At 41.1% G+C, this 15,008-nt stretch carries 14 protein-coding genes, 1 tRNA gene and 1 pseudogene; 10 read left to right on the forward strand and 6 right to left on the reverse strand.

Translation table 11 applies throughout. The features are described 5' to 3' along the window. The first annotated feature begins 253 nt into the window (after positions 1–253). A complete protein-coding gene (locus tag ACX1N5_RS11195; protein ID WP_131380608.1) occupies positions 254–475 on the forward strand; it encodes a hypothetical protein in 222 nt (73 codons plus the stop codon). A 227-nt stretch (positions 476–702) separates the two neighbouring features. Here the strand turns inward: ACX1N5_RS11195 and ACX1N5_RS11200 are convergent, their stop codons facing one another. Continuing rightward, positions 703–1,980, reverse strand: a complete 1,278-nt coding sequence (locus tag ACX1N5_RS11200) for a sigma-54 interaction domain-containing protein (RefSeq protein WP_458802437.1) — start codon at positions 1,978–1,980, stop codon at positions 703–705. Positions 1,981–2,162: 182 nt separating this feature from the next. Between ACX1N5_RS11200 and ACX1N5_RS11205 the strand changes: the two genes are divergently transcribed. From ACX1N5_RS11205 to ACX1N5_RS11230, 6 genes and pseudogenes are all read left to right on the forward strand, one after another. Next, entirely contained in the window at positions 2,163–2,864 is a 702-nt protein-coding gene (locus ACX1N5_RS11205; protein ID WP_116726240.1) for an MBL fold metallo-hydrolase, read from the forward strand. 55 nt (positions 2,865–2,919) lie between these two features. After that, positions 2,920–4,140: pseudogene (locus ACX1N5_RS11210) on the forward strand (NAD(P)/FAD-dependent oxidoreductase); the annotation flags it as partial. Positions 4,141–4,165: 25 nt separating this feature from the next. Continuing rightward, entirely contained in the window at positions 4,166–4,960 is a 795-nt protein-coding gene (locus ACX1N5_RS11215; protein ID WP_458802434.1) for a sulfite exporter TauE/SafE family protein, read from the forward strand. Positions 4,961–4,972: 12 nt separating this feature from the next. Next, the gene (locus ACX1N5_RS11220) at positions 4,973–5,386 is read left to right on the forward strand and encodes a YeeE/YedE family protein (RefSeq protein WP_458802432.1); all 414 of its coding nucleotides are present in this window, start codon (positions 4,973–4,975) and stop codon (positions 5,384–5,386) included. A 1-nt stretch (position 5,387) separates the two neighbouring features. Next, on the forward strand, positions 5,388–5,804 hold the full coding sequence (locus ACX1N5_RS11225) for a DUF6691 family protein (protein WP_458802430.1): 417 nt from the start codon (positions 5,388–5,390) through the stop codon (positions 5,802–5,804). Positions 5,805–6,008: 204 nt separating this feature from the next. Further along, positions 6,009–6,242: a hypothetical protein gene (locus ACX1N5_RS11230; protein WP_004901165.1), complete on the forward strand. Its 234-nt coding sequence runs from the start codon at positions 6,009–6,011 to the stop codon at positions 6,240–6,242. A gap of 278 nt (positions 6,243–6,520) precedes the next feature. On the opposite strand, the gene ACX1N5_RS11235 is transcribed toward ACX1N5_RS11230, so the two are convergent. Beyond that, positions 6,521–6,596: transfer RNA gene (locus ACX1N5_RS11235), tRNA-Asn, on the reverse strand. Between the two features lie 230 nt (positions 6,597–6,826). On the opposite strand from ACX1N5_RS11235, the gene ACX1N5_RS11240 reads away from it, so the two are divergent. Beyond that, the gene (locus ACX1N5_RS11240) at positions 6,827–7,258 is read left to right on the forward strand and encodes a hypothetical protein (RefSeq protein ID WP_458802428.1); all 432 of its coding nucleotides are present in this window, start codon (positions 6,827–6,829) and stop codon (positions 7,256–7,258) included. 86 nt (positions 7,259–7,344) lie between these two features. On the opposite strand, the gene ACX1N5_RS11245 is transcribed toward ACX1N5_RS11240, so the two are convergent. Beyond that, complete coding sequence (locus ACX1N5_RS11245; protein ID WP_131389710.1) at positions 7,345–8,577, reverse strand: pyridoxal phosphate-dependent aminotransferase; 1,233 nt, start codon at positions 8,575–8,577, stop codon at positions 7,345–7,347. A gap of 209 nt (positions 8,578–8,786) precedes the next feature. On the opposite strand from ACX1N5_RS11245, the gene ACX1N5_RS11250 reads away from it, so the two are divergent. Continuing rightward, positions 8,787–8,951, forward strand: a complete 165-nt coding sequence (locus tag ACX1N5_RS11250; RefSeq protein WP_004752776.1) for a hypothetical protein — start codon at positions 8,787–8,789, stop codon at positions 8,949–8,951. A 53-nt stretch (positions 8,952–9,004) separates the two neighbouring features. On the opposite strand, the gene ACX1N5_RS11255 is transcribed toward ACX1N5_RS11250, so the two are convergent. From ACX1N5_RS11255 to ACX1N5_RS11265, 3 genes are all read right to left on the reverse strand, one after another. Beyond that, on the reverse strand, positions 9,005–10,393 hold the full coding sequence (locus ACX1N5_RS11255; protein ID WP_458802424.1) for an FAD-binding oxidoreductase: 1,389 nt from the start codon (positions 10,391–10,393) through the stop codon (positions 9,005–9,007). A gap of 127 nt (positions 10,394–10,520) precedes the next feature. Further along, positions 10,521–11,960 (reverse strand): sensor domain-containing diguanylate cyclase, encoded by a 1,440-nt coding sequence (locus tag ACX1N5_RS11260; protein ID WP_458802422.1) that lies wholly within the window; start codon positions 11,958–11,960, stop codon positions 10,521–10,523. Positions 11,961–12,011: 51 nt separating this feature from the next. Continuing rightward, positions 12,012–12,794 (reverse strand): A1S_2505 family phage non-structural protein, encoded by a 783-nt coding sequence (locus tag ACX1N5_RS11265; RefSeq protein ID WP_004752773.1) that lies wholly within the window; start codon positions 12,792–12,794, stop codon positions 12,012–12,014. Positions 12,795–12,925: 131 nt separating this feature from the next. On the opposite strand from ACX1N5_RS11265, the gene uvrB reads away from it, so the two are divergent. Next, the gene (gene uvrB, locus ACX1N5_RS11270) at positions 12,926–14,941 is read left to right on the forward strand and encodes an excinuclease ABC subunit UvrB (protein WP_004752772.1); all 2,016 of its coding nucleotides are present in this window, start codon (positions 12,926–12,928) and stop codon (positions 14,939–14,941) included. Positions 14,942–15,008: the final 67 nt, after the last annotated feature.

Raw genomic sequence — 15,008 nt, forward strand, 5'->3', positions numbered from 1 at the left:
TCTTAAATAAAATAGAAAGTAAGTTTATTTTTAATAGTGTAATAAATGCGATTAAATTTTTAAAGGCAGTTGAGGAAGTTTAGAGACTTATTTAAATAAGAATAGGTTAGAAAAATTATCTAATCATATTGTCATAACTGAATAAATCATTAATTAATAGAGATTGTGAAAGTAGAGCTATTTATAACTTACTGTGCAATTATATTATTATAATCACCTATACTTTAGTGATTTAAAAAGTTGATTTAAACAAATGCCCAAACAATCCCGATTTTTCTGCATAGGTGGTTTTCTTAACGGTTCAAGTGTTAAAGACCAAGGTGACAGCTTTGTCTGTATCGAAAATAATAAACAAGTCACTTACCGAAAAATGGAAATTTTCCATCAAGATGCGTGGGATCATGATTACTACGTTTGTGAAACCACGACGGATCAACAAGCACGAAACTGGGTTTATGACATCGAACCAAATTAAAGAGCATAGAGCTTAAAAGACAGGCAATAAAAAGCCCCATGGTTAGGGGCTAGTCGTATATGAATCAAGTCATATACTGTATGAGGCTCATCTCAAACTGTGCGTATTAAAACATAAATCACGTCATATTCATACTGATTAGACTTCTTTGATTAAGCCATTTTTCATTTCTTCCTATGGGAGAAACACAAAGAGGGCATAAATCATGATGAAAGAAGCTCATTTTCTTAAATATCCCACTTCTTCCGATAACGCCATAGCGTAGTTCGGCTAATATTCAGTTCATCTGCAACCTTTTGTAAGTCCTTGTTATATTGCTCAAGCAAATGCGCCAGCAATTCTTTTGTAATACTCTTATTCGACAACGGTTCAGCGATTTGGGTGTTGCCATGTTGAACATTAGAAATTTCATATGGTAAATCATTCACATCAATATACGTTCGACCTTGTGACATCGCTAAAGCATAAAGTAGAGTGTTTTTCAGTTCGCGGATATTTCCTGGCCAGTCATATTGCAGCATGATTTGCATGGCGCGATGGGTCAGCATCGGCGCAGCTTGGTCTTGTGGCAGGCTGTTTTCCTGCAAGATTTTTTTAATGATTAAAGGAATATCTGCTTTACGTTCCCGTAGCGGTGGTACAAAAATCGGAATGACTCGTAACCGATACAGCAAATCCTGACGGAAACGCCCTAAACGTGCTTCTTCACGTAAGGCACGATGGGTTGCCGCAATAATACGCACATCACTTTTTAAAGTCTTTTCACCACCAAGCTGTGTATATTCGCCTGTTTCGAGCACACGTAGTAACTTGGCTTGTAACTCCAGTGGAATTTCTGCCACTTCATCTAAAAACAGCGTTCCGCCTGCAGCACGTTCAAACACGCCTTTGTGGTCACGAATTGCGCCTGTAAAAGCACCTTTGACATGTCCAAACAATTCACTTTCTAAAATATTGGCATTTAAACTGGCACAGTTAACTGCGATGAAAGGGCGATTATGTCGTTCGCTATAGTCATGAATGGCTTGGGCGACCAATTCTTTACCACTACCAGATTCACCACGGACTAACACTGGAAACTGTGTTGAAGCTACGCGTTGAATAATTGAAAACATCGCAAACATTTGTGGGGTTTGGCTGTTAAAGCGTTCAGCAAGCTGGAGTTCTGCTTGAGAGGGTTGTAGCTGAGTAGTGGCTTCAGGTGTGCAAATACTTGGGCAAGGCTGAAATAAATGCAAGCTATAGACCTGGCTTGCAATCTCAACAGGATGCTTAATATAAAAACTATTCAACTGATCGACATAGCTTTCCTGAGAGCTATCTTCACTTGGATGTAAGTGTAAATATTGCAATAGTGCTTGCTGATGCAAGTCATGTTCATTTGGAGTTTGCCAGATGACTTGTTTTTCATCTAAAACAAAGACGGTAGCGTGATGAAATAAGCCTTGTAACTGCTGTAAAAAAGCCTGAGCAGATGGTAATGAGTCAAAAAACAAACGATTCATAAATTTTGATGTTTCAAATAATGTTTCAAATAATGTTAATAAATTGCAGGTGTAACATCAATATTTTTGTTTTAAATATTTTTTAAAAATAAGTTATTGAAATATAATATTATTATTTTAATTTAAAAGTTGGCATCAATTTTGCTAAATTTGATATAAGCACAATGAAATGGAACATGACCATGCTTTTCAAACAATTATTCGAACCTGAAAGCTCTACTTATACTTATTTATTGGCTTGTGAGGATACCAAACAAGCAATTCTGATTGACCCTGTCGCATCAGAAATCGAGACGTATTTAGACTTGCTTGAACAGCACGGATTGAGCTTGGTATATAGCTTAGATACACATGTACATGCGGATCATGTGACTGGAGCGAAGTTGTTAAAAGAACGTGCAGGTTCTAAAGCGGTGTTACATCGTAATTCAGGCGTACCATGTGGTGATATTTTAGTCACTGATGGCTGTTTATTGCGTATCGGTTCAATTGAAGTTGAAGCACGTTATACACCAGGACATACCAACGCTTGCACCAGTTATGTTGTTGATAACATGGCTTTCACAGGTGATGCACTCTTGATTGATGGTTGTGGGCGTACTGACTTTCAGGAAGGTGATGCGGGAACGTTATACGACAGCATTCACAACCAACTGTTTAGTTTGCCTGATGATACTGTGGTTTATCCAGGGCATGATTATAAAGGCCGCACCCACTCAAGTATTGGTCATGAACGCGAATTTAATGCGCGCTTAGGTCGTAAGAAAACTCGTGAAGATTTTATTGAACTGATGAAACATTTGGATTTGCCATATCCTGCAAAAATTGATGTGGCACTCCCTGCAAATAAAGCCTGTGGAAATGTAGATGCAGACTGTAAGTAATAAGGAACAAACCATGCAACCACTTCAACAATCGAATGCTACACATGTTCTTAAACATGACGTTGTGATCGTCGGCGGTGGTTCGGCAGGGATTGCCGTGGCATCAAGTTTACTGGCACGATCACCTTATCTCAATCTGGTGATTATTGATCCTGCTGAAATGCACTACTACCAGCCAGGCTGGACCATGGTGGGTGGCGGTATTTTTAAAGTGGAATCGACAGGCCGAGCAATGTCGGATGTGATTCCAGTCGGTGCCAATTGGGTCAAGCAGGCAGTTGCAGCATTTGAACCCGAGAAAAATCAACTGATATTGCAAAATGGTCAACAGATTGAGTATCAATCCCTGATTGTTTGTCCTGGGCTGGTACTGAACTGGAATGCGATTGAAGGTTTGAGTGAAACTCTGGGTAAAAATGGGGTGACTTCCAATTACCGTCAGGATTTAGCACCGTATACGTGGCAACTGGTACAGCAGTTAAAACAGGGTAAAGCGATTTTTACTCAACCGCCAATGCCGATCAAATGTGCGGGCGCGCCGCAAAAAGCGTTGTATTTATCTTCAGACTATTGGTTAAAGAACAATGTGCTGAACAATGTTGAAGTGAATTTTTACAACGCAGGTGCAGTACTATTCGGTGTTAAAGAATATGTGCCTGCCTTGATGGAATATATGCAGCGTTATAAAGCACATTTACATTTTGAACATAAATTGGTCAAAGTAGATGGTGCGAGTAAAACTGCATGGTTTGAAGTGAAAAAAGACGGAGAAATGACTCAGGTTTCGACTCAATTTGACATGTTGCATGTTGTTCCGCCTCAGCATGCACCAGATTTTATTCGTTACAGTACATTTGCCGATGCTGCTGGCTGGTTTGAGGTTAACCCTGAAACATTGCAACATCCACGTTATGCCAATGTCTTTGGTTTGGGTGATGTGATTAGTGCCAGCAATGCTAAAACGGCTGCTGCTGCGCGAAAGCAAGCCCCGGTTGTGGCAGTTAATGTTTTAACTTACCTAAATGGACGCAGTGATTTTTGTCATTACGATGGTTATGGTTCCTGCCCGTTGACCGTTGAGCGAGGTAAAATCGTACTGGCAGAATTTGGCTATGGTGGAAAATTGTTGCCTTCATTCCCACGCTGGTTATGTGATGGGCAAAAACCGACCAAGCTGGCGTGGTTTTTAAAAGCTCGTATGCTGCCAGAAATTTACTGGAAAGGCATGCTTAAAGGGCATGAATGGCTCGTCAAACCAAAACGTCATGCAGCTTAATTTGGCGTTATGAGAGAAAATCGTCATGTGGATACTGGTTGTTGAAGGTCTTGCCATTGGTTGTCTATTGGGGCTGACAGGGGCAGGTGGTGGTATATTGGCTGTGCCTGCACTGATGGCATCTCAGGGCTGGACGGTAGCACAAGCTGCACCAGTGGGGTTGTTAGCTGTAACTTTTTCGACATTTATTGGCACGCTGCAAGGCTTGTTCAAGAAAATTGTTCGCTATCGTGCAGCATTGTGGATCGCATTTGTTGGTATTCCCGCATCGCATTTGGGAATTTGGGCGAGTCAGCATACTTCACCGATGTGGTTGAGTTTACTGTTTGCTTTGGTGATGTTTGTGGTGGCATATCGGCTATTTAGTCATCCGTATGAAGATTTTCACAATCCTCCTTGCCGAATCAACCCTTATACGGGTAAGTTGCAGTGGGATATTCCAACTGCCCTGATTTTAGGGGGGATTGGTATAATCGCAGGATTTCTGACGGGGTTGCTTGGTGTGGGTGGTGGCTTTGTGATTGTCCCAGCACTGAAGAAAACCACGAATCTGGATTTGCATAGTATTGTGGCAACTTCACTCATGATTATTTTCTTGGTGGGTGGATTAAGCATTGGCTTGCATGTATTGGATGGTTTTGTTTATCCGACAGCGGTGACGCTTGTGTTTGCTGGTGCATGTATAGTTGGACTATTGGTCGGTCGGCAAATCGTAACACGTATTTCAACGCATTATGTGCAGCGAATTTTTGCAATTACCGTCATACTAGTTGCTGTATTGATGTTGGTTAAATCACTTAAAGCTATTTTTGCCTTATAGGAGTCTTACAATATGCATGAATATGCTTTGGCATTCTTTGGCGGTCTACTGCTTGGAATAGCAACCATTAGTTACTTGTATAGTGTCGGGAAAATCGCTGGAGTCAGTGGATTGATTGCCCAGATGCTGACACCCAAAAACTGGTTTAGTACGCCCGCATTCTGGTTTTTACTCGGGCTGATTGTTATGCCGTTTGTTTATCATCAGTTTTTAGACTTGCCTGTGCAGGTTAAAGCATCGCCTTGGGTGCTGATGCTGAGTGGATTGCTGGTGGGTGTGGGAACACGTCTAGGTTCGGGCTGTACCAGTGGGCATGGGATTTGTGGGTTAAGTCGGTTGTCGACACGTTCTTTTGTTGCAGTGGGCTGCTTTATGGCATGTGCGTTTTTAACTGTATTGGTTACGCGTTATCTTTTTGGTGGCTAACATGAAAAATCTGATTGCATTTATTTGTGGTGGCGTATTTGCACTGGGGCTGATGCTCTCAGGCATGTCGAACCCTGCGGTGGTACAGGCATTCTTCGATGTGTTTGGTGCATGGAGTCCACGTCTGATGTTTGTGATGGGTGGAGCAGTGTTGATTTCATTCTATCCATTTCAGCGTGCAATGCGTCAAGAGCGCCCAAAGACCATTTTTAATGAGCCGATTGATTTGCCAACAAGTAAGATCATTGACTCACGATTAATTATAGGCTCAATCCTGTTTGGTATTGGTTGGGGCTTGTCTGGTATTTGTCCTGCACCAGGTTTAACTTTGCTTGGACTGGGGCATTGGGAAGCGCTGTATTTTATTATTCCGATGTTGCTTGGTATGTTCTTATACAAATTGAGCCAAAAAGCTTAAAAACCTCAACCACCATTTCTAAAGCAAGGACGCTTATATGAAATGGTTTTGTATTGTGCAAAAACTGCACAATATTAATGCAATAAAAATTCCTGAAAAGAATAATTAAAATATCTTAATATAAAAATGATATAAAATAATGGCTTATTATTTTGGCATATCCCTTGCATTTTAAATCATACAACCCGCAAAGGAGAACACGCCATGACTGAACAGAGTATGTTTAAAATAAAAAATATTCGCCTGACCGATCCGCGTACTTGTGAGCTGTATATGCAACATAATGATACGGCTTCAGTGAAAGGCTGGGTGATTCAGTGTAATGCTGCTTTATCGAACCAGTTTCATGAGCATTTGAATCAGTTGTGCCAATCTGAAAATCCATTTATTGCGTTATTGCAGTTGAAACAGTTCCATAAAGTCGAAGTCTTATGCTAAACCCCGATCTGACTTAAATGACAGCAAGCACTGGTCTTTGCTGTCATTTTTGTTTTTAGAATTTTCATTGCACTTCAAGTCATTCATGTATGACGATCTTTTATCCTGCAACAATACTGATCATGACATAGGCACAACCTGCACGTGCTTGACGATAGGCAATCTATTTGAGTCGTAAGTAGGGTATTTTGGCATTGCCAAAGAAGCAATTACGGAGTTTGAAGCGGAATAGCAGGCATAAAAAAGCCCGCTTTTGTGCTGCGGGCTTTTTAAAATTTTGGCTCTCCAACCTGGGCTCGAACCAGGGACCTGCGGATTAACAGTCCGTCGCTCTACCGACTGAGCTATTGGAGAATCTGCCAGCGATTATAATGTGATTTTAATAAGGGTCAAGTGAAAATCTAGCTATGGTTTTTGGATGTCGTATATTTAAACAAATAGTCAGGTCAAATCTAAAAAAATTATTTTTTTTGCATTTTTTTTGCTAAATTAAAAAACATAGGTCGTTTAAAGTATTTTCACTTTAAACAGTGTGGATTTAACCCAACTTGCCAGCACACAAATGGCTAAATCGGAGGCGCAACATGCCAGTTCTTCGTGTTCAAGATATTTTCGCAAACTTTCAGTTTTATCAAGAAAACTATCTTTCCATTTTAAAAAATCCGCAAAGTTATTATCAACCTGTTGCTGATGCCTGTATTCACTTTGCTATTTTGAGTGAGCAAAAAGTCTATCTGGGTGATTTGCTACAACTTTGGTTTGGTGACAAATGGACAGAGCATCAAGCTCAGCAATTACAAAGAAGTGAAGGTAATTACTGGCAGCCTGTACAGCAGGATTCATCAATTAATGATATTTTTGTGTTTGCAATCCAAGGTCAGGGCATTGGCAAACATGCTAAAGCATTGGCATGGTCGCAGCATGATGCACAAATCCGTGAAATTTATTTAGATCGTGTCTTGCCTTATTATTTTAATTTTATTGCGTTAGAACGCCCAAAACATAGTGTAGTTTAAATCGCCATTTTTATTTTTACACTTTTCTGTAGATCATAAAAAAACCCATCAGTGAACTGATGGGTTTTTTGTTTTAGCGTAATGAATTACGCTTTTTTCTCAGCTTCGATTGAAGCAATTGCAGCATCTACGCCGTCAATTGATTCAGCAGCTTTTTTGATACGTGCAAGTGCATCAACAAGTACTTCGTCAGCAGTCGCGTAAGAAATACGCATGTAACCGCCTAAACCAAATGCATCACCAGGAACAACTGCAACACCAGTTTCTTCAAGTAACCATGCAGAGAATTCTGTGCAAGATTTTAAGCCTTTCGCACGAATTAACGGACGGATGTTTGCATACGCATAGAACGCGCCGTCAGCAGGTAGACAAGTAATCCCTTTAATGTCATTCAAACCGTTAACAACCAAGTCATGGCGGCGTTTGAACGCTTCGATCATTGGTTTAAGGACGTCTTGAGGACCATTCAATGCAGCTTCAGCAGCAACTTGTGAAATTGAAGTTGGGTTTGAAGTTGATTGAGACTGGATTTTTTTCATCGCACCGATCAGCTTTGCAGGACCCGCTGCATAGCCAATACGCCAGCCAGTCATAGCATACGCTTTAGATACACCGTTCAATACGATTACGCGATCGTAAAGGTCTGGTGCAACAGTTGCGATGTTATAGAATTCGTCATCCCAACGGATTGGTTCATACATGTCGTCAGATGCAACAAATACTTGTGGGTGGCGACGTAATACTTCAGCCAAAGCTTCTAGCTCAGCTTTGGTATAGATCATACCTGTTGGGTTAGAAGGGCTGTTTAATACCACTAAACGAGTATTTTCAGTGATCGCAGCTTCTAATTGCTCAGGAGTAATTTTGAAACGTTGTTCTTCACCACATTTCACAATCACAGGTGTACCTTCAGCGATAATCACCATGTCTGGATAGCTTACCCAGAACGGTGCAGGAATAATCACTTCATCACCTTTGTTTAACAAAGCAAGTGCCAAGTTAAAGAATGATTGTTTACCACCACAAGAAACCAAGATCTGGTTTGCTTGGTAGTCAAGGTTATTGTCGCGTTTCAGCTTAGCAATAATTGCTTTTTTTAAGCTTGGCGTACCATCAACAGCAGTGTATTTTGTAAAGCCATTGTTAATCGCTTGAATAGCTGCATCTTTGATGTGTTGCGGGGTATCGAAATCAGGTTCACCTGCACCCAAACCAATCACATTCTTACCAGCAGCTTTAAGTTCAGCAGCTTTATTTGTTACGGCAAGCGTAGGAGACGGTTTGATAGCGTTTACACGATCTGACAGACGTACGTCCACTGCGATATTCCTTCTTTAGTGGGATTAAAAATAAAAGCATCCTATCTTAACGTAAAAAACCCAACATGTTAGATACAAATCGTTCAAAATGAGAAAAATTCATAGGAATTTTAAATTATGCAACTTACAGAGAGCTATTTGAGCATTCACACTCGTCAAGGTACTCGAAAAAGCTTAAAATAGACAAAATTTCGAGTTTTGTTTGTTGTATGAGTCAAAATAAACCGCAAGTCCAGTTGCCTTTTCCGCTGCCAACGCAGCAAGATCAGGAAGATAGCACGATACATAACCATGTTCGTCCAAAACCACAGCGTTATGCTGATCGGACTTGGGCACCACCACGTGGCACACGTCGTTCTATGGGTAAACGCTAATTTACCCTTGAAATAGCTAAAAAAGCACGTCATCTGACGTGCTTTTTTGTTTTTTATTTAAAAATTTTATTTGGATTTAAAATCTTGTTCGGGTCAAATAGTTGTTTGAGTTGTCGCATCATGTTCAGGGTATTTTCATCGACTGAATAATGTAAATAATCACGTTTAAGCAGTCCAATGCCGTGTTCTGCTGAAATACAGCCTTTAAACTCGCGTACCACACCATAGACAACGTCATCAATTCCTGTCATCACAGACTCAAGCTGATCTTCGGGTAGATATTTTAAATCCAAAATAATATGCATATTGCTGTCGCCGATATGCCCAAAGAACAGACTGACCAAATCTGGAAAGTGCTGATCCAAGCGTGCTTGGCAGACTTCTTTAAATTCGCCTAATTCACCGATTGGTAAACTGATATCGAAGCATAATGGTCGCCCCGTACTGGAGATTTCAGCAGGTACAGTTTCACGAATCAGCCAGAGTTGCTGTGCTTGTGCCTGATTTTGTGCAATCACGGCATCTAAAATTTCCCCTGTTTCAAACATTTCAGCCAGTAGATTTTCCAGGCTTTCAGCAGGGGCTTCAACATCAAATATTGCATATACAGGGTAGAGCTGAGTCATTGGATTACTGTTGTTTTGCATCCATGACAAGCTGAGCTGATAATATTCATTCCACATTACTTCAAAAGCATTTGGCGTGGTCAGGTTTTTTTGCAAACGACGTAGCAGATGCACTGCTGACAAAAAATCGGGGAAAGCACATAAACAGGTACTGAGTTCACTTGGTGGTGCCGAGAGTTTTAAGACTGCTCGAGTTACAATACCCAGTGTACCTTCAGAGCCAATAAAATTCTGTTTCAGGTCATAGCCTGCATTGTTCTTGATCATTTTATTCATCAAATTCAGTACACGTCCATCGGCAAGTACCACTTCCATGCCCAGTACATGTTCACGCATCATGCCATAACGAATCACCGATAATCCGCCAGCATTGGTGGCAATATTTCCACCAATCTGACAAGAGCCACGACCACCGACATCGACAGGGAAAAACAAGCCTGCCTGACGTGCGGCATTTTGTACTTCTTCAAGCGTTACGCCTGCCTGTACCGTCATGGTTGAAGCATATTGGTCAATTTCTTCGATTTTATGCATTTTATCCAGTGCGATCACAATTTCATCGGCATTGGCGATACCTGCACCTGCAACGCCTGTCATGCCGCCTTGAGGTACAACAGCCTGTTTGAGTTCATTACAGATTGAAAGAATTTGTGAGACTTGTTCGGTATTTTTAGGAAAGAGCACAGCATAGGGTTGAATGCGTTTGTAATTACTCCAGTCGGTATAGTGACGAATATTGATGGTATCGCCCATCGCAATTTGCTGTTCAGTCAAAAATACTCGACAACGCTCAACCACTTGTAGCTGGGTGCTCATGTTCTTTCCTTTTTTGTGATGATGGATGTAATGCTCATTAGTGTATCCCAAGCTGTAAGACACAGTCAGATTTTCCCTAGATCACCAAGAAAAAAGCCAGCTTGGAAAATAACTGGCTTGGCGGATTTTAAGCGTTTACATTTTGATTAGAGTAAAAGTTTTTCTTTCTCAAATACATGTCTTGATCTGCTCGTCTGAGCAATGCTTCTATGCTTTCGTTGGGTGCAGTAGTAGCATGTCCGATCGAAATGCTAATAGGCTGGCTAGAATAATACTGATTGTCGATATTAAACAGTTCATGAATGGTTTGTAATGTGGATAATGTTGCGACTTCATCTGCAGATGGCATTAAAATTACAAACTCATCACCACCAATACGTGAGGCAGTATAGGGCGTATTTAAAATCACCTGACCCAAGACAGCACCAACGCGCCGTAATAAACCATCTCCGACATCATGTCCTAATTCATCATTAATCTGTTTTAATCCATTCATATCTAGATAAATACAAGACACAGGGCGAGCAAAACTACGCTCTAAGCGGTTAATTTCTTCTGTATAAAATGAACGGTTATACAGTTTGGTCAGCACATCATGTTTGCCTAAATATTCCAGATAATTTTCAGCTTTTTTACGTGCAGTAATATCCGTCAGTGCAACTTGTACCAGTCCCCAGTCATGCTCATATCCTGGAAATACCGTAAATTGCAGTAGAACGTTACGAATTGTGCCATCGAGGGCATAGTTGACCGCTTCACGTTGGTGGTGAATATTGCCTTTCCATAACTCGATGAGTTGTTCACGAAACGTATTTTGCATTTCCTGCGTAAAGACTTTGTGCAAATTTTTAAACAATGTCGGTTTGTCGGGTGCTTTAAACAGTGTCAGCGTCGCTTGGTTAACATCAAGCAAAATAATGTCTTCAATACATTGCTGAATAAAATCGGGATGAACATCCAGAAACGTCCGAAAGTCTTCGATACCAAGCTGACGAATCTGGTCAATGCGGCGTTTGATGCGACTGAAATCTTCAACCCATAAAGAAGCAGGCGAGTAAGTAAACATTGACTCTGCCAAAATACGGTTTTTGGCTTCAAGACGCTGCGCATCCTGATAAGCGGTAATATCTTCGGTGGTAAAGAGCACGCGGGATAAGTCATGCTCAAAGCCTGGTAAAACCGATGCACGTAGTTGAACATCTAGACGCTTACCCGAAAAGGTATAGTTGACGCCTGTGCTGGAAAATTCGGTTTCACCATTCCAGAGCGCTGCCAGTTCATAAACATGTGTGTCGAGCATGTCTGCTTTAAAAATTAACGCCAGATTGGCACACAAATGCTCTTGGTTTTCTGCTTCAAAAACTTCAAGGGTTTTTTGATTGACTTTGAGTACTTTAATTTTTTGTGTGGACTCGACCACCCGTTGTAAGTCTTCTTGTAGAAAACTCACAATATCTTCAACGCCTTGTGCTCGCCACGCATCAAATTGCTGTTTGACCTCACTAAAATCTTCAAGCCACATGGGAATGGGCGCTAAATCAAAAATTGAAGAATCAAAATGTGGCATGGCTTAAATCAATCCCCAAATGCAGTTTAAAAGTCAGAAAATGTATAAAAATTAGTGATGGCGTTTAATTGGATGTTTAATTTCGATTTCGCCGTTCCAGACGTGAATAAAATCTTGCTCATTGAAATCGTAAAGTTCCATCAAGGCGAGGATTACACCACCATAGATATAGCTTTCATCAGATTGAGGTGGTAAATGAAAAATCTTACCGTTGATCTGCTTTAAAATATCTTCAATTTCATAGTTGCGGTTGCGTCCGTACTGGTCTTCTGGATACATTTTTTCTTCCAGTACTTTGAGCGCAATTTGTTTTTGTTCACGGCTTAACGTTGTATGTTTGAGTGCTTCAGCATAGTCATCGGCCAAAATGACTTCTTCACTAAAAATGCTATGCAGTAATTTACTGGTCAGGTTTGGAAACAAACGGCTGGCATTTTTTTCCACATATGGACGGAAAGATTCAGGAAAAATGACATTAGAGGAAATACCCTGAAACAGTGGGGCAATCTCAGACACCTGATAGCCCGCAATACCACAGCCGAGCGCGGTAATAAAATATTGGGTGGTCAGGTGATTTTGGGCATAGATTTTAAAATCTTCAATATAATGCGCAATTTGTGAAATCGGCATTTGCTGTAAATGTTCATTTAGGGTTGGAATGGCAAAGCTCTGACCTGACCAGCCACGTCCTATGCCTGTCATTGCACCAAAAAACAGTTGCGCGATACGAGCTGCGCCATCATTGTGTTGACCTGCAAGATTGCTGCCAAAAACAAAAACCGTGTCTTCAGGTAAACTTTTAATTATGCTTTCATCATGATACTGGTAAGTCATCGTCGTTGTGTTTTTTGCTATGCTCTTGTTTGTCATGTTGCAATTGATTGGCAAGGCGGTCAAGTAAAAAATACTTGAATAATCTGTGTTCAGTCCAATTTATATTTATAAATGAATAATGAGAGAAGAGTGTGAGTAGTCAGCCTTTTGATTTGGTCACCCAATATGCACCTGCGGGTGATCAGCCTCAAGCAATTGAAAAGTTGGTCACGGGGGTTCAGCAAGGGCTGAAGAATCAGCTTTTACTGGGTGTTACTGGGTCGGGAAAAACCTACACCATGGCAAATGTGATTGCCCAGTTGCAACGCCCAACCATTGTCATGGCACATAACAAAACACTGGCTGCACAGCTATATGGTGAATTTAAGGCATTTTTTCCTAACAATGCGGTTGAATATTTCGTCAGTTATTATGACTACTATCAGCCTGAAGCCTATGTTCCATCGTCAGATACCTTTATTGAAAAAGATGCAGCAATTAATGACCACATTGACCAGATGCGTCTTTCTGCAACACGTTCATTACTAGAACGTCGTGACGCGATTATTGTGGCATCGGTCTCGGCGATTTATGGTTTGGGTGACCCGAATGCCTATATGCAAATGTTACTGCATGTGGTCGAAGGCGATGTCATTCATCGCGATGAGATTATTCGCCGTCTGGTCGAAATGCAGTACAGTCGTAATGAACTGGAATTTGTACGAGGCACATACCGTATTCGTGGTGAAATTATTGATATTTTTCCTGCGGAATCGGAACAGCAAGCCATACGTATCGAACTGTTTGATGACGAAGTCGACTCGATTCGCTGGTTTGATCCACTGACAGGGAAAATGCTGCGTAAAGTACCACGTGTGACTATTTATCCCAAAAGCCACTATGTGACGCCGCAAGACCATTTGCAACGTGCGATTGGTACGATCAAAACTGAACTCAAACAGCAAATCGAATTTTTTAAAACCAATGACAAATTACTCGAAGCCCAACGCATTGAACAGCGCACTCGCTATGATCTGGAAATGATGCAACAGCTGGGGTATACCAACGGCATTGAAAACTATTCACGACATTTGTCAGGGCGACAGGCAGGCGAAGCACCACCAACCCTGTTTGATTATATTCCTGAAGATGCTTTATTGCTGATCGATGAATCCCATGTGACTGTGCCACAAATCGGCGCGATGTATAAAGGTGATCGTTCGCGTAAAGAAAACTTGGTGAATTATGGTTTTCGCTTGCCAAGTGCTCTCGACAACCGCCCGATGAAATTTGAAGAATGGGAACGGATTGTTCCTTCGACCATTTTTGTTACTGCAACACCTGCCCATTATGAGCTTGAAAAATCACAGCAAGTGGTTGAACAGGTGGTGCGTCCAACGGGGTTGATTGACCCTGAGATTGAGATCCGTCCTGTCCTGACTCAGGTCGATGATGTTTTGTCTGAAATTAACATTCGTAAGCAACTCAATGAACGGGTTTTGGTCACCACATTAACCAAACGTATGGCAGAAGACCTGACCTCTTATTTAAAAGAATACGGCATCAAGGTTGCGTATTTGCATTCGGATATTGATACGGTCGAACGGGTCAAAATTATTCATGAATTGCGTACAGGTGTGCATGATGTTTTGGTCGGGATTAACCTGTTGCGTGAAGGTCTAGATATGCCAGAAGTATCGCTGGTTGCCATTTTGGATGCAGATAAGGAAGGTTTTTTACGTTCAGAACGCTCGTTGATTCAAACCATTGGGCGTGCTGCACGACATTTAAAAGGTAAAGCCATTTTATATGCTGACCGCGTCACCGATTCGATGCAAAAAGCCATTGATGAAACCGACCGCCGTCGCAATAAGCAAATTGAATTTAACCAAATGCATGGTATTACGCCACGTAGTGCTGTACGGCAGATTATTAAGGAAATCGATACAGGTGAAATCATTGCTGATGAACCTGCTGAACAGCAATATCAACAGCTACAAAGTTTAAGTGCCGACGAGCAACACTTGATTGCTGATCCAAAATTGCTGACTAAACATTTGGCAAAACTGGAAAAAGAAATGCTTAAAGCATCCAAAGAATTGCAATTTGAGCAGGCCGCTCGTTTACGGGATGAAATTATACGGTTAAAAAGTCATTTGATCATGTGATGGGTTTTACAGAATTCTTACAGTGTGGCTGCTGGATTATAGTTATGTTTTAAAAAGTAAAAATCCT

The organism is Acinetobacter sp. ANC 4636 (assembly GCF_054454555.1).

Bases quoted from the DNA above. Each gene is read 5' to 3' on its own strand.
- ACX1N5_RS11195 (WP_131380608.1), top strand. From the start codon at position 254: ATGCCCAAACAATCCCGATTTTTCTGCATAGGTGGTTTTCTTAACGGT.
- ACX1N5_RS11200 (WP_458802437.1), bottom strand. From the start codon at position 1,980: ATGAATCGTTTGTTTTTTGACTCATTACCATCTGCTCAGGCTTTTTTA.
- ACX1N5_RS11205 (WP_116726240.1), top strand. From the start codon at position 2,163: ATGCTTTTCAAACAATTATTCGAACCTGAAAGCTCTACTTATACTTAT.
- ACX1N5_RS11215 (WP_458802434.1), top strand. From the start codon at position 4,166: ATGTGGATACTGGTTGTTGAAGGTCTTGCCATTGGTTGTCTATTGGGG.
- ACX1N5_RS11220 (WP_458802432.1), top strand. From the start codon at position 4,973: ATGCATGAATATGCTTTGGCATTCTTTGGCGGTCTACTGCTTGGAATA.
- ACX1N5_RS11225 (WP_458802430.1), top strand. From the start codon at position 5,388: ATGAAAAATCTGATTGCATTTATTTGTGGTGGCGTATTTGCACTGGGG.
- ACX1N5_RS11230 (WP_004901165.1), top strand. From the start codon at position 6,009: ATGACTGAACAGAGTATGTTTAAAATAAAAAATATTCGCCTGACCGAT.
- ACX1N5_RS11240 (WP_458802428.1), top strand. From the start codon at position 6,827: ATGCCAGTTCTTCGTGTTCAAGATATTTTCGCAAACTTTCAGTTTTAT.
- ACX1N5_RS11250 (WP_004752776.1), top strand. From the start codon at position 8,787: ATGAGTCAAAATAAACCGCAAGTCCAGTTGCCTTTTCCGCTGCCAACG.
- ACX1N5_RS11255 (WP_458802424.1), bottom strand. From the start codon at position 10,393: ATGAGCACCCAGCTACAAGTGGTTGAGCGTTGTCGAGTATTTTTGACT.
- ACX1N5_RS11260 (WP_458802422.1), bottom strand. From the start codon at position 11,960: ATGCCACATTTTGATTCTTCAATTTTTGATTTAGCGCCCATTCCCATG.
- ACX1N5_RS11265 (WP_004752773.1), bottom strand. From the start codon at position 12,794: ATGACTTACCAGTATCATGATGAAAGCATAATTAAAAGTTTACCTGAA.